Source organism: Enterobacter sp. K510 (assembly GCF_055804875.1).
Genome location: NZ_JBNRLQ010000012.1, coordinates 84521 through 105337, shown reverse-complemented (window position 1 = coordinate 105337; position 20817 = coordinate 84521). Strand labels below are relative to the sequence as shown.

Here is a 20817-nt window from a genome sequence, read left to right as displayed (position 1 = left end):
CACCCGGCATATAACGCAAAAATACTACCGCGCCTCCTCCGCCGCGCGTATCGCCGCGACTTTCCGCCCAAATGCCAGTTGCAGAACCGCCAGCAGCCCAAACGCCGGAAGCAGGGCGCTTGCGGCAGAGATCCCGGTTGCCCCTTTTATCAGCATCGCCCCTGAGGCAATCAGCAGCAAAAACACCATCAGGCGAAACACTTTCACCGAAATCCGCTTGTGAACGTACTGGCCGACCAGCGAGCCGAGGATCATGGTCGGAATACAGAAAATCACCAGCTTGACGGTGGAAATGGTCAGAATACCGCTGGTGGCCAGCCCGCCAATAATCGCGATATTGTTCGCCGTAAAAAAGGCGTTCAGCGTACCGCGAAAGGCGGCGGGGGCCAGATTACGCAGCATCCCGTACATCACTACCGGCGGCCCGTTGGTGGAAAAGGCCGCCCCCAGCGCTCCGGCGATGGCGCCCATAGGGGCGGCAATCCAGCGTTTGTCGTACACCGGCAGACGCGGAATAAACAGGCTGTAGAACGAATAGAGAATGATAAAAGCGCCGAGTCCAATCTTCATAATGTGATCGGGCAGAAACGACAGCGCATACAGCCCCACCGGGATCCCCGCCAGCGAAAACACAATCAGCACCAGCGCCGATTTCCAGTCGGTTTCCTTGCGCGACAGCCAGGTGGCGTACAGCGCCGTCGCCGTGCCGACCATCACCGACATCGGCGCCGCCATTTTTAACGGCAGCACCATGGTGATCAGCGGCATGGCGGTCAGCCCGCCGCCAAACCCCGCGCAAATCCCGACGAAGGTGTACAGAAACATCACCGCCACCACAATCAGCACCGCGCTGGTTTCCAGCGTGACGCCATCAGGGGTGAGTAAGCTAAAGAAGTCCATATCCGCCCCTTAATTCAGCGACAAGCCCGCATCGACGATAAAGTCCTGACCTGTGCAGCCGCAGGATTCATCAGATGCCAGGAACAGCGCCAGCCGCGCGCAGTGTGTGCCGTCGAGACGGAATTTCAGCGCCTGGAGTTCGATAAACTGATTTACCGCCGCCGGATCGAGTTTCGCCCACATCGCGTCCTGTTTGGCAGTGCGGATCGCCCCCGGCACCAGGCTGTTCACCCGGATCCCACGCGGCCCCAGCTCCTGCGCCAGCGTGCGGGTAAAGCCGTGAATCGCCGCTTTCGACAGGGAATAGCACACCCGTCCCGGACGCCCGCGCATCCAGTTAATCGAGCCCATATTGATAATGCTGCCGCTGCCTTTGCGCGCCATGCCGGGAATAACCGCCTGAATGGCGAACAGGTGGTGACGCATATTGACGTTAATACGGTTATTAAAATAGTCTTCCGTCAGATCATCAATAGTATGGTGATCGTCGCTGCCTGCGTTATTAATCAGAATATCAATATCGCCCAGCTGTTCGATAATCTGCGTAAAACAGGCTTTAAGCTGATTAATATCCGTGACGTCGCAAAATAAAAAAAGACATCCTATTTCGGCAGCCAGTTTTTCACCGGCCTCGGTGTCATAATCCAGAAAGGCCACCCGCGCGCCCTGATTCACAAAGGCGCGGACATATTCTTCGCCAATGCCGCTGGCGCCGCCGGTAATGGCCACGACTTTATTGTGCAGACTTTTATAAATGACGTTGATTTCGCTGTGCATAATCTTATTCCTCAATTATTTTCTGGCGCTGTGCTTAACGACTTTCCAGGTGGCGGAAAAATCTTCGCCGCCCAGACCGTTTTCCATTCCCTGGTCATACACGTTTTTCACCACATTCACGCCCGGCAGAAATAATCCCGCTTCTGTCAGCAGCGATTTCATGATGTTGACGTCTTTGGCCATATTTTGCAGAGAGAAGGCGGTGCGGAAATCTTCGGCGATCAGGCTGTTAATTTTGCTGTCGAGATACCAGTTGGTGGCGCCGCCAAACGAGATGGCTTTATGGAAATCCGCTTTATCGATGCCATAGTGATCCGCCACGGTCAGCATCTCGTTAACGCTGTTCTGAATGCCCGCCACCAGCAGGTTGTGCACGATTTTCATCACCAGGCCGCGGCCATTCTCGCCCATATGGATCTGGTTATTACCCATCATGGCGAGGATCGGCGACACCTTTTCCCAGGCTGCTTTATCACCGCCGATATAAATACCCAGCTCGCCCTTCTGCGCGGCAGGCACTGATTTCACCACCGGGGCGTCGAGCATGATTGCGCCGGTATGATTCACCTGGCGGGAAATGGCTACCGACACGGAGGGATCGATAGTCGACATATCAATGGTGATTTGCCCGTCATGTAAATACGGCAGCATTTGCTGATAAATATCGCGCACATGTTCAGAGCGGGGCACCATGCTGATAATAACGTCGGCACGCTGCGCAATATCCGCCACGGAAATAGCCGCCTGCGCGCCCTGTAATACCAGCCGGTTAATGGCGTCCTGATTAATATCGAATACCAGAACCGTACCGGTAAATTTGGTGACAATATTTTTGGACATGGCTTCGCCCATCAGGCCAAGCCCGATAAAACCAATGGTTTTCATTTTTTTCAGTTCTCGTTAAATTTTAATTTCTGAATGCCGGGGACAGTAACGCGCAGGGAAAATATCGCACCTGACAGCGGGTGAGCGTTAATTTCTTCTGCGGACATATTTTCCCGGGTGGTGGTAATAAATAAGGTTTTCATGTCACTGCCGCCAAAGCAGACCATGGTCGGGCAGCGCACCGGCAGCCGGATTTCCTCCAGCACATCGCCTTGTGGAGAAAAACGTGCGATGCGCCAGCCGTCAAACAGCGCGCTCCAGTAGCAGCCCTCTGCGTCGATGGCCGCGCCATCCGGTCTGCCATTGCCGCGCGGGAAGGTTTTCCAGATCTGCCGCTGACCGGGCTGACCGTGCGCATCCAGTGGCGTGCGATAAATCACGTGATTCGGCGTGTCGCTGGTGTACATCCACCGGCCATCCGGGGAGAACGCCAGCCCGTTCGCGCCGAGAATGTCGCACTGCAACACCGTCGTTTTCAGGTTCGCATCCACCCGGCACAGCAGCGCGCCGTTATAATCCCGCGGCCCCCAGTAGGTTCCGGCATAAAAGCGTCCCTGCCGGTCGGTGCCGCCATCGTTAAAACGCGCCAGCTGCGGGTTATTGGGGTTATCGCATACTTTCTGCGTCAACCTGCCTTCGCCATCGGTCAGCCAGATGGCAGAGCGCATGGCAACAATCAGGCCGCCGCGCTTACGCAGGGCGAAACAGCCAACTTCTTCGGCAAAGTGCATCACGCCGTGCTCGCCGCTGTGCGGCTGATAGTGATGAATTTCCTGGCGCAAAATATCGGTCCAGTAGAGCGTCTGGCGGTCGGCATCCCAGGTCGGGCATTCCGGCAGCTCGCCGTGATAGTCAAAGAGTACGCGGGGTTGTTCCATCGTCTGACATCCTTATTGTCATGCTGAGCGACAGCTCGCCGCCGGGCGCGATGCGATCCATTGCCTGGTCGTTACTGCCCGCCGGGAAGCGGTTAATGGCATCGTTGATATGGCTGACGGGTTCGATGGCCACCAGGTTGCGCCCGTCGCCGGGAACAAAAAACACCAGATTCGGGGTGCTACTGTGCAGGGTGGCGCGGATGCCGCGCTGCGGCCAGCGCACGATCGCTTCGCCGTTCCAGTCGGTAAAACAGTTGTCTACCGAGCCGGGAAGCGGCGTTTTAAAGCGCGTGTAGTCCCACGCGGGCGGCACGGCGACTTCCTCATCCGGCAGGCTGTTTTCATCGTTCAGCCAGACGTGGGCGGCGTGAAACATGACCTCGCTGCGGGCGGCGTCGGCAAAAAACGGGTGAAAGCCCACCCCGGCGGGCACAGCATGATCCGCGAGATTGTGATACGTCAGCGACACGCTGAGGTCATTTTCGGTCAGTGCAAAACGCTGGCTGGCCCGCCATGCCCATGGCCAGCGGTCAGAGGCCGGGCAGGTAAACGCAAGATCAATCTGCGTTTCACTCACGCTTACCACCTCCCAGGCCTGCTGCCAGCCGCAGCCGTGCAGCGCGTGCGGGTTATCCGGTACATTGCGCGTTACCTGATAAGGCTGGTCGTCAAAGGCGAAGCGCCCGTCGGCGATGCGGTTCGACCAGGGGATCAGCGGATAACTGCCGCACATATTGGCGCGCTGTATGCCATGAGGATCAAGAGGGCGCAGAATGTTCTGCCCGCGCCAGCGCAGCCAGGCCAGCGCACCGCCCAGCTCCGGGGCCACAGCGATATGTGTATCGCCACTGGTACATTCGATAAGCCGGGTCATCAGTACACCTCGCCGCCGCGAATGGTGAGCTGTTCTCCGCGAATGGCCGCCAGCTGCTCTTTCGCGCGCGCCAGCATAAAGCTCATGTCCGAGGCCAGCGCCACAAAGTTAAAGCCCATCTGCTGGTACTTATTCACCAGTTGCGGATTGCCACCGACGATGCCGCAGGGTTTGCCGAGGCGCTGACAGACCTCCAGCCCGCGCTTGATCATCAGCTGCACCTCCGGGTGCGACGGGTTGCCCGGCTGCCCCATCGCCGCTGACAAATCGCCCGGCCCGATAAAGAAGCCGGTAATGCCGTCCACCTGAGCGATGGCATTAATACTGGCGATGGCTTCCGGCGTCTCCAGTTGCAGGATCAGGCACAGTTCTTCCCGCGCCTCCTGCACAAAATTCGCGTTGCCGCCCCAGCCGGAAGCGCGATGCATGGCGGCAAAGCCGCGTTTGCCATACGGCGGGTAATAAGCGGCGGCCACCGCCTGCTGCGCCTCTTCCACGGTGTTGATAAAAGGGATCATCAGCGACATCGCGCCGCCGTCGAGCGCGCGTTTGATCAGCACCACCTCGTTTCCCGCGAGGCGGTAGAGCGGCGTGGTGGTGGTGCTGATGCTGCGGATCGCCCGATCAATGCGGATAGCGTCCAGCGTATCGACGGCGACATGTTCCTGATCCAGCACCAGAAAATCGAATCCGACCGTCGCCATTGCTTCGGCGACGGTATCGCTGCCGGTCATCATCCAGGTGCCGCGCAGACGCTGGCCGGAGAGCAGGGCGTGTTTAAAAGGGTTCATCAGGGTTCCTTAAAAAATGGGCGGTTCAGGGACATCGCCGCCGGATTGCAGAAAATCAAAATCGCAGCCTTCATTCGCCTGGGTAACGTGCTGTTGGTACAGCGCCGCCCAGGAGCGCGCAAAAACAGTGTGCTGCGGGGTAAGTGCCGCGCGGCGGCGGGCAATTTCGACGTCGTCCACCAGCATATTGAGCGTGCCCGCCTCAATATCGAGCGTCACCCGATCGCCGGTTTGCACCAGCGCCAGCGGCCCGCCGACCGCCGCTTCCGGCGCGACGTGCAGAATGCAGGTGCCGTAATGGGTGCCGGACATCCGCGCATCGGAAATACGCACCATGTCGGTCACGCCCTCGCGTAGCAGTTTTTTGGGGATCGGCAGGTTGCCCCATTCGGGCATGCCCGGCGCGCCCACGGGCCCGGCATTGCGCAGGATAATCACCGTATCTTTAGTGACCGCCAGATCGGGGTCGTCAATCTGATCCGACAGCGCCTGATGGCTGTCGAACACCAGCGCAGGACCGGTGTGTTTGCGCAGCTGCGGGCTGGCGGCGGAGGATTTCATCACCGCGCCATCCGGGCATAAATTGCCGCGCAGCACCGTCAGTGCGCAGCCCTGTGACAGCGGAATGACCGGATTTTGCAGATCGCGGATCACGTCGTCGTCATAGCAGTGCGCCTGTTCGATCCACGCGCTGACCGGCCGGTTGGTGACGCCCCGCGCATCCAGAAGCAAAAAACCGGTGAGTTTTTTCAGCTGCGCCAGCAGGCCGCCCGCGAAGAAAAAATCGTCCATCAGGTATTTTCCCGACGGGAACAGGTTAGCGAGCACCGGCACCTGGCGGGCAATGGCTTCCATATCGGCGAGCGTCAGCGGAATGGCGGCGCGGTTCGCCATGGCGATGAGGTGGATCGCCGCGTTGGTGGAGCCGCCCAGCGCCATATAAGCGACGATACCGTTCAGGAAGTTATTTCGGGTCAGCCAGCGGGACGGTTTATGGTCGTACCACACCATATCGACAATGGTCTGGCCGCACTGCGCCGCCATTTGCGGATGGCGGCTGTCCGCCGCCGGAATGGAGCTGGCACCCGGCAGCGTAAAACCCATGGCATCGGCAATGGAAGTCATGGTCGATGCGGTGCCCATGGTGTTGCAGGTGCCGATAGAACGCGTCATCGCCCCTTCCAGCTCCACCCAGTCATGCTGCGTAATGGCGCCGAGGCGCAGCTGATCCCAGTATTTTTTGGTGTGCGTTCCCGCGCCTGTGGTCTGGCCGCGCCATTTGCCGGTGGTCATCGGCCCGGCGGGGCAGAAGATCAGCGGCAAATCCATCGACAGCGCGCCCATCAGCAGCGCGGGGGTGGATTTATCGCAGCCGCCGAGCAGCACCACGCCGTCGATCGGATGCTGGCGCAGCAGCTCTTCCGTTTCCATCGCCAGGAAATTGCGGTACAGCATGGTGGTGGGTTTCACCATCACTTCGCCCATCGACAGCGCAGGCAGCTCCACCGGAAAACCGCCCGCCGCCCAGACGCCGCGCTTCACGGCTTCAGCCCGCTCGCGTAAATGCGCATGGCAGGCGCTCATGTCGCTCCAGGTATTGATAATGCCGATGACCGGTTTGCCGAGAAATTCGTCCCGGCCAAATCCCATTTGCTGTGTGCGCTGACGGTGGGCAAACGCCCGGATGGTATCGGGGGCGTACCAGCGCTGGCTGCGGAGTTCACCGATCTCACGGCGTGGTAAGCGATCTGTGTTGAACATCATGTAAGTACTCCGGTATTGGTTTATTAATACGGTAATATCGTAGCGCTACGATATTCAAGATGGCTTAGCCCTGTTTTGTGATAGCCCCCGCAATTACCTCACTGGGAGTATGGTTTTTGACAGGCCAGCTCAAATTTCCCGTCTGTTGTCGTTATCTGTCGGGGAAAGGCTGTGGAATAGTAATGGAACCGCATGCTCAGGGAGGGTGGTGTTATGCAGATGCTATTTTCTGTCGCGTCGTTTTTACTTTTCTTAATTTTCGTAGCGCTATACTCATACCGCAAAACCAAAGGCATTTCAGAAGCGGGTGTGGACGGCTTTTTTCTCGCCGGGCGGGGGTTGTCGGGGTATTTCATTGCCGGATCGCTGATGCTGTCTAATTTGTCGGCGGAGCAGCTGGTGGGGCTGAACGGCAATGCGTATCGCTTTGATATCAGCGGCATGGCCTGGGAAAGCACCGCTGCGGTGGCGACCATCATCATGGCGCTTTTTTTTCTGCCGCGCTTTTTGCGTCGTGGGCTGACCACGCTGCCGCAATTTCTGGAAACGCGCTTTGATCAGACGACCCGGCGGATGGTGAGCATTATGCTGCTGGTGGGCTATGCGATGATGGCGAACCCGTGCAGCCTCTATCTGGGGGCGCTCACCATGAACGAAATCTTTGATTTTCAGTCATTCTTTCATCTGCCCGCCTGGAGCGCCATTGGCCTGCTGGCACTGGCGATGGGGGCAATTGGCGGGCTGTACGCCACCCTGGGCGGCCTGAAAGCGGTGGCCATCTCCGACACTATCAGCGGTGTGATTTTGCTGATCGCCGCGCTGCTGATCCCCGTACTGGGGCTGTTCGCGCTGGGCGACGGCGCTTTTATCAGCGGGGCAACGCGTCTGCTGAACCATCCGGCGCAGCTGAACGCCATCGGCAGTGAAACCGCGTCCGTGCCGTTCAGTACGGTATTTACCGGGATGCTGTGCGCCAATATGTTCTACTGGTGTACTAATCAGATGATCATTCAGCGCACGCTGGGCGCGTCGTCACTGGCCGAAAGTCAGAAGGGGGTGCTGCTGGCGGGCAGTATCAAACTGCTGGTGCCGCTGGTGATGGTGCTGCCGGGGCTGATCGCCTTCAATCTGTTTGGCCCGGTGTTCAGCAATGCGGATTATGCGTATCCGGCGCTGGTCAAAGCGCTGCTGCCATGGTGGCTGACGGGGATGTTCACCGCCGCCATTTTCGGCACGGTGATCAGCCATTTCAATTCGATTATTAACGCCAGCGCCACGCTGTTTGTTATCGATCTCTATGGCCCCCTCACCGGCTGTCAGGACGAGGCAAAACTGGTGCGGGTGGGGAAAATCGCCTCGCTGGCGTTTTCGCTGGTGTCTATTGTGCTGGCCCCGTTGCTGCTGCATACGCCGAACGGCATCTTTGATTTGATGCGCCGCTTTACCGGCTTTTATAACATCCCGATCATCACTCTGGTGCTGGCGGGATTTTTAACGCGCAACGTACCGGCGCGAGCGGCAAAAACAGTGCTGATTTTTCATATTGTTGTTTATGCGATCTATACCTTCAGCGGGGTGCAAAAATTTATTCCGCTGCACTATATCCACGTGATGGGACTGCTGTTCGTTATTGAACTGGCGATCCTGTTGCTGATGGGATATCTGTGGCCTGCGCGCTGGGAGGAGCCGGAGGCGGCGCCCGCCAGAATACCAATGGAAAAATGGCGTTATGCCATCCCGGCAAGTGTTATCATGATGGCCGTTTTAATCAGCATATTTATGACCTTATCCCCGCTCGGTCTTGCCGCGGAAACGGGGATCCCTGACAGTTTCGTCTGGTGGCTTACGGCTGTCTGGGCCGGGGCGTTGCTGCTGATGCGGCTGTTAACGCGAAATAAGAAGACGGGAGTGGAATGCGCCAGAGATCACGCCAAATCGTAAAACTTGATGATGTCGCCGGGAAGGCTGGCGTCTCGCCCTCCACGGTTTCGCTTTATATCCGCCAGCCCGATCGCGTGTCGGAAAAAACCGGCAAAAAAATTCAGTCGGCTATCGACAGCCTGGGCTACGTGCACAACAAAATCGCCAGCCAGTTTACCGGCGGACAGAGCAGCAATATGGCGATTGTGCTGCCGTCGCTGGCGAACAGTTTTTTCAGCCACGTGGTGCAGCGCATTGAATCGACGGTGAGCGCGCAGGGGTTTCAGCTGTCCATCGCCTCCCACGATCACAGCCTTGATAAAGAAGAAGAACAGATCCGCTCGATTCTGCAATGGTCCCCGGCGGTGATCGCCATTGCCGGGGCAGACCATAAACCGTCAACGCTGAAGATGCTGCGCAACAGCGGCGTGCCGGTGGTGCAGATGTGGCAGGTGGACGGCGGCGCGTTCCCGGCGCAGGTCGGCAATAATCACACCGAAATTGGCTATGCGGCGGCACGTTTTCTGCTGGATTCCGGCTGTCAGGAGCTGGCGTATTTCACCACCCGCTTTGAGGATGATATTCGGGCGCGAATTCGCTACGCCGGTTTCAGCCGCGCGCTGGAAGAGCAGGGGAAAAGCGTCCTGCTGGTGGATATTCCCCGTGCGGAAAATATCTGGCAGGCCAGCCGGGAAATCCTCATCCCGACGCTGGTGAAAGCACGCGGGCTGGACGGCATATTTTGCACCAGCGATGCCATTGCCACCGCGCTGCTGATGGAAGCGCAAAGCCGCGGCATCGCCGTACCCGAAAAGCTGAGTATTCTTGGCTACGGGGATTTCCCCTCCAGCGCCTGGCTGTCGCCGGTGACCCTTTCCAGCGTGAACCTCAACGCCAGCATTATTGCCGCCCGCACCGCGGAAATGATGCTGCGTATGAGCGCCGACCGCAGCTGGAAGGGCGATATCGTCGACGCGGGGTTTGAGATCGTGCCGCGCGGCAGTACGCGACTGCCGTTTTAAGAGTCAGGCTATGCGCTTTTTTCCTGCTGCCGTCAGGGTGTAGCGTTGCTTGCTGCTGCGTGGTTTGTCCGGGATGGTCATCGCTACCAGGCCGGCGTTCAGGGCAGGCAGGAGAAAATTTATACGAAAATGTTCAGCATTTTTAAGGCCTAATGCTTGTTGCAACTGCACACGGGTCATCTCTCCTTTTAGCGCCCGGCATAGCCTTTCTTCCGGGGTGACTTCCGTGGTGACTTCCGTGGTGACTTCCGTGGTGACTTCCGGGGTAAGCGCATTGGGGTGCACACTTAAACGCGTCAGGAAAAAAGAGCGCTCTTCATCAGTATCAAAGATGGGCGGTGGCGAACCATTTTTGTTCATTGCACGTAATATTTTGGGAACACCCGTTGAACGCCCTTCAGTAAGATCCAGTTCTTTCAGAAATTCGCCAATACGGCGATTACGATAGCGTCGACTTACCGCTTTGCCTTGTTGCAGATCTGGCAGGCGAATTGACCGATCGGGGCCGGGAAAACTTAACACCACCAGTTCCTCCGGAGTGATGCGTATTTCAATCGGTTCCCTTATTTCATAAGAACGATGATACACCGCATTAACTACCGCTTCCTCGACAGCGGCAAACGGGAAATTCCAGAAGCGCTGTGCCTCCGCCCTGTCATCATGCTTGATCACTATCTCTTTAATATAATTGCGGTTTATATAGCTTAATGCGTCGCGTGTTATTTTATCGAGCGGGCCAGAGAAGATTTTTTCCTCAAAACGATCCCCTGCCGGGCCATCAGGAAAGTAAACGACATCTATTTGGGTTGCAGGAAAAAAATGGGCGGGAGCCTCATTAAAAAACAACAGGCCAACGTTTTTTGGGCATATCGCTTCAACAGGCCCCCCAGCGATATTCATCCTGCGGCTTATATCATCAATATTAAATGCTTCCTGCCCGGTGGCCAGCTCGCTGCCAATCAACTTGAGATAGTCCTGAATGAGCCGCGGGGATAAATCCTGCATAGATGCCGACAGCCGGTAGCGATCGTCAAAAGGAACCGATGCGGCTAGCCCCATTAATTCATGTTCTTCATCTGCGGTCGCTTTTTTCGTACTGGTGTGTTTTCGGATATACCATGCCCATTCATTCTTTTTATCGGACAGGGTCGTTTTCGATTTATAAGGCCGTGATTCTCCTCCCGGTGCCCACAGCACCAGAATGTCTTTATCCATATAACGATATACAGCACTTAAAGGATGGTAAGCCGGAACGATGGCAGAATGGCCCAGGCTAAGCAGCTCTTTCTGGATCCTGTCTATTTGCTCCGACTTCAATCCCGCGGGCGGCAGAACGGGCTGACCATTTTGCTCTTCGATCCCGATAACAATATAGCCGCCACCGAGATTATGAAAATCATTCGCAAAAGCGCAAATACTATGGATTCCGGGTTCCAACCACTTTTGTATTCGATTCGCTCGCTTTCTACGGTTCGCTTCGAAAGCAGATCGTTGATATTTATAGGGAGTTTCGTTTCCATTCTGTGGTCCCATAAAAAGGTGTTATTGCGATAAGCAGCGTAAAGGTAAAGAGCTTAAGAGAGAATATACAGGCGAAACCTGACTGTCTGCCCGTTTTGTGAGTGATATGCCGATCCCGTACACAGCCCGCACTGCCCGACTGTTCACCCTCATCATTTCCCGCTACAGTTATCCTTCCACGGCTGATAAGGAGAGGGAAATGCTCTATATCTTTGATTTAGGTAATGTGATTGTCGATATTGACTTCAATCGGGTGCTGGGCGCATGGAGCGATTTCAGCCGGGTGCCGCTGGCGACGCTCAAGCAGAGCTTCACCATGGGCGAGGCTTTCCATCAGCATGAGCGCGGGGAGATCACCGATGAAGCCTTTGCCGAAGCGCTGTGCCGGGAAATGGATCTCCCCCTCAGCTACGAGCAATTTTCCCACGGCTGGCAGGCGGTGTTTGTTGCGCTGCGCCCGGAGGTGATCGACATCATGCATAAGCTGCGCGCCCAGGGGCACCGCGTGGTGGTGCTGTCCAACACCAATCGTCTGCACACGACTTTCTGGCCGGAGGAATACCCGGAAATTAAAGCCGCCGCCGATCATATTTATCTCTCCCAGGATATGGGGATGCGTAAACCCGAAGCGCGAATTTATCAGGCGGTGTTACAGGCCGAAGGATTTAGCGCCGCCGATACGGTCTTTTTTGACGATAACGCCGATAATATAGAAGGCGCTAACCAGCTGGGGATCACCTCCATTCTGGTGACCGGTAAAGACACTCTCCCGACCTATTTTGCGAAGCAGTTATGTTAAAAACCGTTCATCATAAAGCCAGGCATCACACCCGACCGGTGGTGGCCTGGCTCAAATTGCTCTGGCAGCGTATTGATGAAGACAATATGACGACGCTGGCGGGGAATCTCGCCTATGTGTCCCTGCTCTCGCTGGTGCCGCTGGTGGCGGTGATTTTCGCGCTTTTCGCCGCCTTTCCCATGTTCAATGACGTCAGTATCCAGCTACGGCATTTTGTTTTTGCCAACTTCATGCCCGCCACCGGGGATGTGATCCAGCGTTACATCGAACAGTTTGTCGCTAACTCCAGCAAAATGACGGCGGTGGGGGCATGCGGGCTGATCGTTACCTCTTTACTGTTAATGTATGCCATTGACAGCGCGCTTAATGTCATCTGGCGCAGCAAACGGGTACGGCCGAAGGTTTACTCCTTCGCGGTGTACTGGATGATCCTGACGCTGGGGCCGCTGCTGGCGGGCGCGAGCCTTGCCATCAGTTCCTATCTGCTCTCCCTGCGCTGGGTGAGCGATCTCGACAGCGTGATTGACGACGTGCTGCGGATTTTCCCGCTGATCCTCTCCTGGCTGTCGTTCTGGCTGCTGTACAGCATCGTGCCGACCACGCGCGTACCGAACCGCGATGCCCTTGTCGGTGCGCTGGTCGCCGCTCTGTTATTCGAGCTGGGCAAAAAAGCTTTTGCCCTCTACATCACCATGTTCCCCTCTTATCAGCTGATTTATGGCGTGCTGGCAGTGGTGCCGATTTTATTCCTCTGGGTGTACTGGACGTGGTGTATCGTCTTGCTTGGCGCGGAAATAACTGTCACTCTCGGGGAATACCGCAAACTCAAAGAAGCCGCAGAAGAAGCACAAGCAGACCAACCATGATTGCATTGATTCAACGTGTTAGCCGCGCCAGCGTCAGCGTGGAGGATGAAGTGACGGGTGAAATCGGCCCGGGACTTTTGGTGTTATTAGGTGTCGAAAAGGATGACGACGAGCAAAAAGCCGACCGCCTGTGCGAACGGGTGCTCGGCTATCGTGTGTTCAGCGACGCTGACGGCAAGATGAACCTCAACGTTAAACAGGCTGGCGGCAGCGTGCTGGTGGTGTCGCAGTTCACCCTCGCGGCCGATACCAGCCGCGGCATGCGGCCGGGGTTCTCAAAAGGCGCTGAACCTGAGCGTGCCGAAGCGCTGTATGACTATTTCGTGTCGCGTTGCCGCAGCCTCGATATGGTGACGCAAACCGGACGATTCGCTGCCGATATGCAGGTTTCGCTGGTGAATGACGGCCCCGTAACGTTCTGGCTCCAGGTATGAGTCAGCTTGCGGTGTTGCCCCGGTCAACAAGAGAGAATACCGCTATGTACCACCTACGCGTACCGCAGACAGAAGAAGAATTAGAACGTTACTACGCTTTTCGCTGGGAAATGCTGCGTAAGCCGCTGCGCCAGCCGCGCGGCTCCGAGCGCGATGCCTGGGATGCGATGGCGCATCACCAGATGGTGATGGACGAAGACGGCAAGCTGGTGGCCGTCGGGCGACTGTATATCAATGCCGACAATGAAGCCTCGATCCGCTTTATGGCGGTACATCCGAGTGTGCAGGACAAAGGCCTTGGCACGCTGATGGCGATGACGCTGGAATCCGTGGCCCGGCAGGAGGGCGTAAAGCGCGTCACCTGTAGCGCGCGGGAAGACGCGGTGGAGTTTTTCGCCAAGCTCGGCTTTGTGAACGAAGGCGAGATCACCGCGCCGCAGACCACGCCTTTGCGCCATTTTTTGATGGTAAAACCCGTCGCCTCGCTCGATGATATTCTGCATCGCGGCGACTGGTGCGGGCAGTTGCAGCAGGCCTGGTATCAGCATATTCCGCTCAGTGAAAAAATGGGCGTGCGCATCCAGCAGTACACCGGGCAAAAATTTATTACCACCATGCCGGAGACGGGCAATCAGAACCCGCATAACACGCTGTTTGCAGGCAGTCTGTTCTCACTTGCCACGCTCACCGGCTGGGGGCTGATCTGGCTGATGCTGCGCGAGCGTCATCTGGGCGGCACCATTATTCTGGCGGATGCGCATATTCGTTACAGCCAGCCGATCAGCGGACGTCCGAGCGCCGTTGCGGATTTAGGCTCGCTCAGCGGCGATTTGGATCGTCTGGCCCGTGGCCGTAAATCCCGCGTCCAGCTTCAGGTCGAACTCTTCGGCGACGATAAAGCGGGCGCTATTTTTGAAGGCATCTATATCGTTCTGCCCGCCAAACCTTTCGGGCCGCTGGAAGAGGGCGGCAACGAGGAAGAGTAGGATTCATTTCAGATGTTTCAAAGGGTCCATTTGTTGATGCAGAATGCGGGCAATAAAAATCCCGTCATTCTGCATCTGATAAAAAATGGCATGCTGACCGTGATCGTAGCGACGAACATCTTCAATAATATTTATCTCGCGCCCCATCAAAGGGTTTTGGCGAGTAGCATCAGAAACGTATCCAGTTCAGCGGTGTACTTATCTGCCTGCAATGGGCCAAATTGACGCCAGGAATATTCATAAATCGCACCAAAATCCTCGGCGGCCAGCCTGGAAAGTTTATACATTTAAGCTGCGTTTTTTCCTTGTCGCAATTTCCTGCAAAGTTAATGCGCTTTCACCACTGTTAAGTCCCTTTTCCAGTGCTTCGCGTAACTTACCATTGTGCAACTCCTGCTCTTCCAGCAAACGTAACGCAGAACGTACTACCTCACTGGTTGAACCATAACGCCCGCTTTCAATCATCTCGCTAATAAAACGATCTAAATGGTCCCCAATCGTTATGCTGGTTGTTCTGGGCATTTTTTCCTCCTGTGTTATCTATTAACACAAGATAGCACTCCGGGTCTTAAACCGGAACGATCGCATGGAAAATCCACCACGCCACGCTCCCAATCCACAGCGTTATAGCCGGATGCGTAAGGGATGTAAAAGTGTGATCACGATTTCTGAAAGCGCCTCGCAAAGCAGCGCGAACGCAATAAAAAAGCCCGCACAGGGCGGGCTTTTATAACTACGGCTATTTACTCGCCTTCACCCGGGAACAGGAACGGGTTGATGGAGCTGCGGGCAAAGCCTTCCTGCTCCATGCGCGCGTCCAGCACCAGCGAGGCCAGATCGTCTGCCACCGGCTCGACGTTCGGGTCTTTTTCCTGATACAGAATTTTCAGGTAAGTACCGCAATCCCCGCAGGTTTCGGTTTTGATGGCCGACTGCTCGCTGTCCAGCGACCAGTAATGCAGATCGCGCGTTTGCTCGCAGTTGCTGCACTTCACGCGCACCACATGCCACTCGGTTTCACACAGGTTGCAGTGCAGATAACGCAGCCCCTGGGTGGTGCCGATATGTACCATGCTGGAAACCGGGATCGAGCCGCACACCGGGCAGAACTGGCGTTGTTCGCCATATTCCGCGCGGGCTTTGCCGGGGATCAGGCTGGCCATCTGCGCCCAGTACAGTGATAACGCTGCCCAGATAAAGGGCGCTTTATCGCTGCTGACGGAGGCAAAATCCGTCGCAAAGAGCGCGCTGGCCATCGCCTCAAGCTCCTGGGACGAGGCTTTTTCCAGATTCTCTATCACCGCCAGCGCCGTACCGCTCATCTCCGGTTTCAGTTCGGCGATCAGCGAATGCAGCAGCTTATGCCAGTGCGTATCGCGCGGCAGGACATGAATGTCCAGCGGCGGCTTGCCCTGGTCGTTGGCTTCTTTGATGCGGGCGGTGAGATCCATCTGTAACGGATGGTCGTACAACACCACTTCCTGCGCGTGGGCGATCAGCGCGGCAAAGCGCAGATAATCGCCAAGCGGATTGCTTTCCGCCAGTTGACGCAGCCGCTCAGCACGGCGGTTATAGAGATTTTTGAGCCTGGGGAAAAGCAGCGGCGGGATCATATCCGCCGCGCGTTTCTCGCTTTTTTCCAGCTCATCTTGCGGGATTATGCGAATACTCATTCAGGTGACTTATCCTCTTTCTGGCGGACTTCACGGTACCAGCGCGGGTGATGTTTCTTTGCCCACGTGCTGGTTACCCAGCCTTCCACCATCGCGGTTATGGTGCCTTTAACCCATAGGGCGGCGTAGATATGCACCATGATAACCACAATTAACCCTACTGCGGCAAATGAATGCAGCATTAAGGCAAATCGGATCACCGGAATGGAGAAGACCGGCGCGAAGTACGGACGCCAGATAATCACCCCGCTAACCAGCAGCAGCACCAGCAAAATAATTGCCGCCCAGAACACGCACTTCTGGCCGAAATTATAACGCCCGGTATCGCCCACCTCGTCGTTCACGATGATCTTGCGAATGTTCTTCGCCCAGAAAATATCGTCGCGATTGATAAGGTTATGGTGCCAGTAGCGGAAAAACATGATGATAAAAGAGGCAAACATCACCACACCCACGAAGGGGTGCAGGATGCGCGCCAGCTGCGGCGTACCGAGAATATGCATCAGCCAGTTAAAGGACGGGAAGAAAAAGCCCAGCCCGCTCACCGACGCCAGCACGAAGCAGAAGGCGGTGACCCAGTGGTTAATGCGTTCCGGCGCGGTGTAGCGCACGATGGTGTCACGTTTTCTCATTTGCGCACCTCGTCTTTCTCTTCATGCAGATTGTCATCCTCTTCCTCTGCGCGGTTCGGACCGACACCGACGTAGTGGAAGATGCTGGCCGCGAAGGTTGCCGCAAAGCCGACAGCCGCGAGCGGTTTCCAGATGCCTTTCCAGAATTTCACCGTGGCGCTGATTTCCGGGTTCTCCGGCAGGCCATGGTAAAGATTCGGTTTATCAGCGTGGTGCAGAACGTACATCACGTGAGTACCGCCAACGCCAGCCGGATCGTACAGGCCTGCGTTGTCGTAGCCGCGCGTTTTCAGCTCGGCCACACGCTCGCCCGCCAGGTTTTTCATATCCTCTTTGGAGCCAAAGTGGATAGCCCCGGTCGGACAGGTTTTCACGCACGCCGGCTCCTGGCCGACCGTTACGCGGTCCACGCACAGGGTGCATTTGTAGACGCGGTTGTCTTCCGGGTTCATGCGCGGTACGTCAAACGGACAGCCTGCGATGCAGTAGCCGCAGCCGATACACTGTTCCGACTGGAAATCGACGATGCCGTTGGCGTACTGAATGATCGCCCCTTCAGACGGACAGGCTTTCAGACAGCCAGGATCGGCGCAGTGCATACAGCCGTCCTTACGGATCAGCCATTCCAGTTTGTCGTTTTGCTCCACTTCCGAGAAACGCATCACCGTCCAGGATTTGGCGGTCAGATCCGCCGGGTTGTCATACACCCCGACGTTATGCCCCACCTCGTCACGGATGTCGTTCCACTCCGAACAGGCCACCTGACAGGCTTTACAGCCGATGCAGGTGGTGACGTCGATGAGCTTCGCCACTTCAAGCTGGTGATCCCGCGCCTGAGGCGCAGGGGTGAAACCGTTGGTCGCGGAACGACGAATAATATCTTGCGATTGATAAGCCATAAGTCGTCTCCGTTACACCTTTTCCACGTTCACGAGGAACGCCTTAAACTCCGGCGTTTGCGTGTTTGCATCACCGACAAACGGCGTCAGCGTGTTGGCGATAAAGCCTTTCTTCGCCACGCCCTGATAACCCCAGTGGATCGGGATGCCGATGGTGTCGACCTGCTGACCGTTCACGTTCAGGGTACGAATACGTTTCGTCACCACCGCTTTGGCTTTGATATAGCCACGGTTAGAAGATACGCGCACGGTATCGCCCTGGGCGATGCCCAGCTTGCCCGCCAGTTTCTCGCCGATCTCCACGAACTGCTCCGGCTGCGCAATGGCGTTCAGCAATGCGTGCTTGGTCCAGTAGTGGAAATGCTCGGTCAGACGGTACGTGGTGCCGACATACGGGAACTTATCCGCTTTTCCTAACGCATCCGCGTCGCCTTTAAAGATACGGGCGGCCGGGTTAGAAATCACTTTCGGGTGCAACGGGTTAGTGCCCAGCGGCGTTTCAAACGGCTCGTAGTGTTCCGGGAACGGACCTTCGGCCATTTTGTCCATCGCGAACAGACGGCCCACACCTTCCTGCAACATGATAAACGGGCCCACATCGCTGCCCGGCGGCGCGGTGTTGTAGTCCGGAATATCGGCCCCGACCCACTTGCCGTTGGCATAAGACAACAGCTGGCGTTTCGGATCCCAGGGTTTACCCTGCGGGTCCGCGGAGGCGCGGTTATACAGGATGCGGCGGTTCAGCGGCCACGCCCATGCCCAGCCCAGCGTATTGCCGAGGCCCGATGGATCGGCGTTATCGCGGCGCGCCATCTGGTTGCCATCTGGCGTCCAGCTACCGGCGAAGATCCAGCAGCCGCTGGAGGTGGTGCCATCGTCACGCAGGTGCGCAAAGGAACTCAACTGGTTGCCTTTTTTCGCCAGCACATCGCCGGTGACCGGATCGATAATATCCGCCAGCGCTTTGCCGTTGCTTTCCATGGCCACTTCTTCCGCCGACGGGTTTTCCGGCGTCAGGTAGTTCCAGGACATGTTCAGCACCTGTTCCGGATTCGCCCCGCCTTCTGCGGCATACATCTTACGCAGACGCATGAAAATTCCCGCCAGGATCTCGCCGTCGTTCAGCGCTTCGCCTGGGGCGTCCGCGCCTTTCCAGTGCCATTGCAGCCAGCGACCGGAGTTAACGATAGAGCCGTTTTCTTCCGCGAAACAGGTGGACGGCAGACGGAACACTTCGGTCTGAATGGTGGACGGATCCACGTCGTTCTGCTCACCGTGGTTCTGCCAGAAGGTAGAGGTTTCGGTGTTCAGTGGATCGATAGTCACCAGGAATTTCAGTTTCGACAGCGACGCGATCACTTTGTTTTTATTAGGGAAAGAGGCGACCGGGTTAAAGCCCTGGCAAAGATAGCCGTTGACCTTGCCCTCGTTCATCATCTCGAAATATTGCAGAACGTCGTAGCCTTTATCCCACTTCGGCAACCAGTCAAAGCCCCAGTTGTTCTCTGCCGTCGCTTTGTCGCCATAGAAGGCTTTCATCAGCGAGACGAAGAATTTCGGGTAGTTGCTCCAGTAGTTGACCTGATTTTCCAGCAGCGGTTTGGTGGTATTACCCGCCAGATAAGTTTGCAGATCGGCCTGTTTGTCATTCGGCAGCGTCATGTAACCCGGCAGGCTTTGCGTCAGCAGGCCGAGGTCGGTCAGACCCTGAATGTTGGAGTGACCGCGCAGGGCGTTAACGCCGCCGCCTGCCATCCCCATGTTGCCGAGCAGCAGCTGGATCATCGCCATGGTACGAATGTTCTGCGCGCCGACGGAGTGTTGCGTCCAGCCGAGGGCATACAGGAAGGAGGCGGTCTTATCGTGCGCGCTGGTTTCCGCAATGTATTCGCAGACTTTCAGGAAGTCGGCTTTTGGCGTACCACAGATGTTTTCAACCACGTCCGGCGTATAGCGGGAGACGTGTTTCTTCATCATGTTCCAAACGCAGCGCGGATGCGTCAGCGTGGTGTCGCGTTTCGCAAAGCCACGTTCATCCAGCTCGTAGTTCCAGGTCGCGCGGTCGTACTGGCGTTTTTCCGGGTCATAACCGGTAAACAGGCCATCCTCGAAGCCGAAATCTTCACGCACGATCAGGCTGGCGTTGGTATAGGCTTCGGTATATTCGCGGTTGTATTTTTCGTTGTTCAGCAGGTACAGGATCACGCCTGACAGGAAGGCAATGTCAGTACCGGGGCGGATCGGCGCATAGAAATCGGCGACCGAGGCCGTGCGCGTAAAGCGCGGATCAATCACAATCAGCTTCGCGCCGTTATGGATTTTGGCTTCCATCGCCCAGCGGAATCCCACCGGATGCGCTTCTGCCGCATTCCCACCCATCACCACGATGAGGTTGGCGTTCTTCATGTCGACCCAGTGGTTGGTCATCGCACCGCGACCAAATGTTGGAGCAAGACTTGCTACCGTTGGTCCGTGTCAGACACGCGCCTGGTTATCGACGGCTAACATGCCGAGTGCGCGGGTAAATTTCTGGGATAAATAGCCGGTTTCGTTGCTGGCGGCGGATGCGCAAAGCATACCGGTCGAGAGCCAACGGTTGACGGTGGTGCCTTCTGCGTTTTTCGCAATATAGTTGGCATCACGATCTTCTTTCATCAGCTTAGCGATGCGATCAAACGCCTCTTCCCAGCTGATACGCTGCCATTTATCAGAACCTGGTGCGCGATATTCCGGATATTTCAGGCGCGATTCGGAGTGGATAAAGTCCACCAGACCTGCGCCTTTCGGGCACAGTGCGCCGCGGTTTACCGGGTGATCCGGGTCGCCTTCGATATGGAAAATGGAAGCTTTCGCGTTTTTCGCGCCGTCGCCGAGGCTGTACATCAACAGCCCACAGCCGACAGAGCAATATGTGCAGGTGTTTCGGGTTTCGCGGGTGCGCAACAGTTTATACTGCCGCGTTTCCGCCAGCGCTACGCCAGGGGCAAAGCCCAGCGCTGCTGCCGTCGTGCCTGCCATACCGCCAGCGCAGATCTTAAAGAACTGCCTTCTGCTGACCTGCATGGTCACTCCTTCGTTATTTCGACATTTACTCACGTACTTATACTTTGCGGCACGCGCCGCAAAGGTTCAGAATTACGGGATCCCCTGTTTTGAGGCGGGGATTGCCGCAAGAATACCACATTGTAATTAGGCC

The 20817-nt window shown here is 56.6% G+C and carries 19 protein-coding genes and 1 pseudogene; 6 read left to right on the top strand and 14 right to left on the bottom strand.

The genetic code is table 11. From position 1 onward, the window contains the following. Positions 1-24: 24 nt before the first annotated feature. The 7 genes from ACQUTD_RS19140 to araD are packed head-to-tail and all read right to left on the bottom strand — an operon-like array spanning position 25 to position 6869. Complete coding sequence (locus tag ACQUTD_RS19140) at positions 25-900, bottom strand: TSUP family transporter (RefSeq protein ID WP_473277224.1); 876 nt, start codon at positions 898-900, stop codon at positions 25-27. A gap of 9 nt (positions 901-909) precedes the next feature. Further along, complete coding sequence (locus tag ACQUTD_RS19135) at positions 910-1677, bottom strand: SDR family oxidoreductase (protein ID WP_473277223.1); 768 nt, start codon at positions 1675-1677, stop codon at positions 910-912. 15 nt (positions 1678-1692) lie between these two features. Beyond that, entirely contained in the window at positions 1693-2562 is an 870-nt protein-coding gene (locus ACQUTD_RS19130; RefSeq protein ID WP_473277222.1) for an NAD(P)-binding domain-containing protein, read from the bottom strand. Between the two features lie 5 nt (positions 2563-2567). Further along, positions 2568-3440 carry an SMP-30/gluconolactonase/LRE family protein gene (locus ACQUTD_RS19125; RefSeq protein ID WP_473277221.1) on the bottom strand — a complete coding sequence of 291 codons (873 nt, stop codon included), beginning with the start codon at positions 3438-3440 and terminating at the stop codon, positions 2568-2570. After that, the gene (locus ACQUTD_RS19120) at positions 3415-4314 is read right to left on the bottom strand and encodes an aldose epimerase family protein (RefSeq protein WP_473277220.1); all 900 of its coding nucleotides are present in this window, start codon (positions 4312-4314) and stop codon (positions 3415-3417) included. Before ACQUTD_RS19120 ends, ACQUTD_RS19125 begins: the two co-directional genes overlap by 26 nt. Further along, complete coding sequence (locus tag ACQUTD_RS19115; RefSeq protein WP_473277219.1) at positions 4314-5105, bottom strand: aldolase/citrate lyase family protein; 792 nt, start codon at positions 5103-5105, stop codon at positions 4314-4316. The genes ACQUTD_RS19120 and ACQUTD_RS19115 overlap by 1 nt, the downstream gene beginning before the upstream one ends. A gap of 9 nt (positions 5106-5114) precedes the next feature. Beyond that, on the bottom strand, positions 5115-6869 hold the full coding sequence (gene araD, locus ACQUTD_RS19110; protein WP_473277218.1) for an L-arabinonate dehydratase: 1755 nt from the start codon (positions 6867-6869) through the stop codon (positions 5115-5117). A 192-nt stretch (positions 6870-7061) separates the two neighbouring features. Between araD and ACQUTD_RS19105 the strand changes: the two genes are divergently transcribed. Both ACQUTD_RS19105 and ACQUTD_RS19100 read left to right on the top strand, forming a co-directional pair. Beyond that, positions 7062-8810, top strand: coding sequence for a solute:sodium symporter family transporter (locus tag ACQUTD_RS19105; protein ID WP_473277217.1), 1749 nt, complete (start codon positions 7062-7064; stop codon positions 8808-8810). After that, complete coding sequence (locus ACQUTD_RS19100; RefSeq protein WP_473277216.1) at positions 8783-9811, top strand: substrate-binding domain-containing protein; 1029 nt, start codon at positions 8783-8785, stop codon at positions 9809-9811. Before ACQUTD_RS19105 ends, ACQUTD_RS19100 begins: the two co-directional genes overlap by 28 nt. 3 nt (positions 9812-9814) lie before the next feature. Here the strand turns inward: ACQUTD_RS19100 and ACQUTD_RS19095 are convergent, their stop codons facing one another. Next, the gene (locus ACQUTD_RS19095; RefSeq protein ID WP_473277215.1) at positions 9815-11344 is read right to left on the bottom strand and encodes a Fic family protein; all 1530 of its coding nucleotides are present in this window, start codon (positions 11342-11344) and stop codon (positions 9815-9817) included. A 187-nt stretch (positions 11345-11531) separates the two neighbouring features. Here ACQUTD_RS19095 and yihX point away from each other — a divergent pair, with 187 nt between their 5' ends. Genes yihX through fabY form a run of 4 tightly spaced genes read left to right on the top strand, consistent with a single transcriptional unit; the run spans position 11532 to position 14417 of the window. Beyond that, a complete protein-coding gene (yihX, locus tag ACQUTD_RS19090) occupies positions 11532-12131 on the top strand; it encodes a glucose-1-phosphatase (RefSeq protein WP_072571391.1) in 600 nt (199 codons plus the stop codon). Further along, positions 12125-12997: a virulence factor BrkB family protein gene (locus ACQUTD_RS19085; RefSeq protein WP_072571390.1), complete on the top strand. Its 873-nt coding sequence runs from the start codon at positions 12125-12127 to the stop codon at positions 12995-12997. Before yihX ends, ACQUTD_RS19085 begins: the two co-directional genes overlap by 7 nt. Next, positions 12994-13431, top strand: a complete 438-nt coding sequence (gene dtd, locus ACQUTD_RS19080) for a D-aminoacyl-tRNA deacylase (protein WP_072571389.1) — start codon at positions 12994-12996, stop codon at positions 13429-13431. The genes ACQUTD_RS19085 and dtd overlap by 4 nt, the downstream gene beginning before the upstream one ends. Before the next feature lie 44 nt (positions 13432-13475). Beyond that, entirely contained in the window at positions 13476-14417 is a 942-nt protein-coding gene (fabY, locus tag ACQUTD_RS19075; protein WP_072571388.1) for a fatty acid biosynthesis protein FabY, read from the top strand. A gap of 3 nt (positions 14418-14420) precedes the next feature. Here fabY and ACQUTD_RS19070 read toward each other — a convergent pair. The 6 genes and pseudogenes from ACQUTD_RS19070 to fdnG all read right to left on the bottom strand — a co-directional run bounded on the left by ACQUTD_RS19070 (position 14421) and on the right by fdnG (position 20684). After that, positions 14421-14704: pseudogene (locus ACQUTD_RS19070) on the bottom strand (type II toxin-antitoxin system RelE/ParE family toxin). Beyond that, the gene (locus ACQUTD_RS19065) at positions 14697-14939 is read right to left on the bottom strand and encodes a type II toxin-antitoxin system ParD family antitoxin (protein ID WP_473277214.1); all 243 of its coding nucleotides are present in this window, start codon (positions 14937-14939) and stop codon (positions 14697-14699) included. The pseudogene ACQUTD_RS19070 and the gene ACQUTD_RS19065 overlap by 8 nt, the downstream one beginning before the upstream one ends. A gap of 221 nt (positions 14940-15160) precedes the next feature. Further along, positions 15161-16090 carry a formate dehydrogenase accessory protein FdhE gene (gene fdhE / locus ACQUTD_RS19060; protein ID WP_072571385.1) on the bottom strand — a complete coding sequence of 310 codons (930 nt, stop codon included), beginning with the start codon at positions 16088-16090 and terminating at the stop codon, positions 15161-15163. Next, on the bottom strand, positions 16087-16722 hold the full coding sequence (fdoI, locus tag ACQUTD_RS19055) for a formate dehydrogenase cytochrome b556 subunit (RefSeq protein WP_072571384.1): 636 nt from the start codon (positions 16720-16722) through the stop codon (positions 16087-16089). Before fdoI ends, fdhE begins: the two co-directional genes overlap by 4 nt. Next, positions 16719-17621, bottom strand: a complete 903-nt coding sequence (gene fdxH / locus ACQUTD_RS19050; RefSeq protein ID WP_072571383.1) for a formate dehydrogenase subunit beta — start codon at positions 17619-17621, stop codon at positions 16719-16721. The genes fdoI and fdxH overlap by 4 nt, the downstream gene beginning before the upstream one ends. Positions 17622-17633: 12 nt before the next feature. Then, positions 17634-20684 (bottom strand): formate dehydrogenase-N subunit alpha, encoded by a 3051-nt coding sequence (gene fdnG, locus ACQUTD_RS19045; protein ID WP_473277213.1) that lies wholly within the window; start codon positions 20682-20684, stop codon positions 17634-17636. Positions 20685-20817 lie beyond the last annotated feature (133 nt).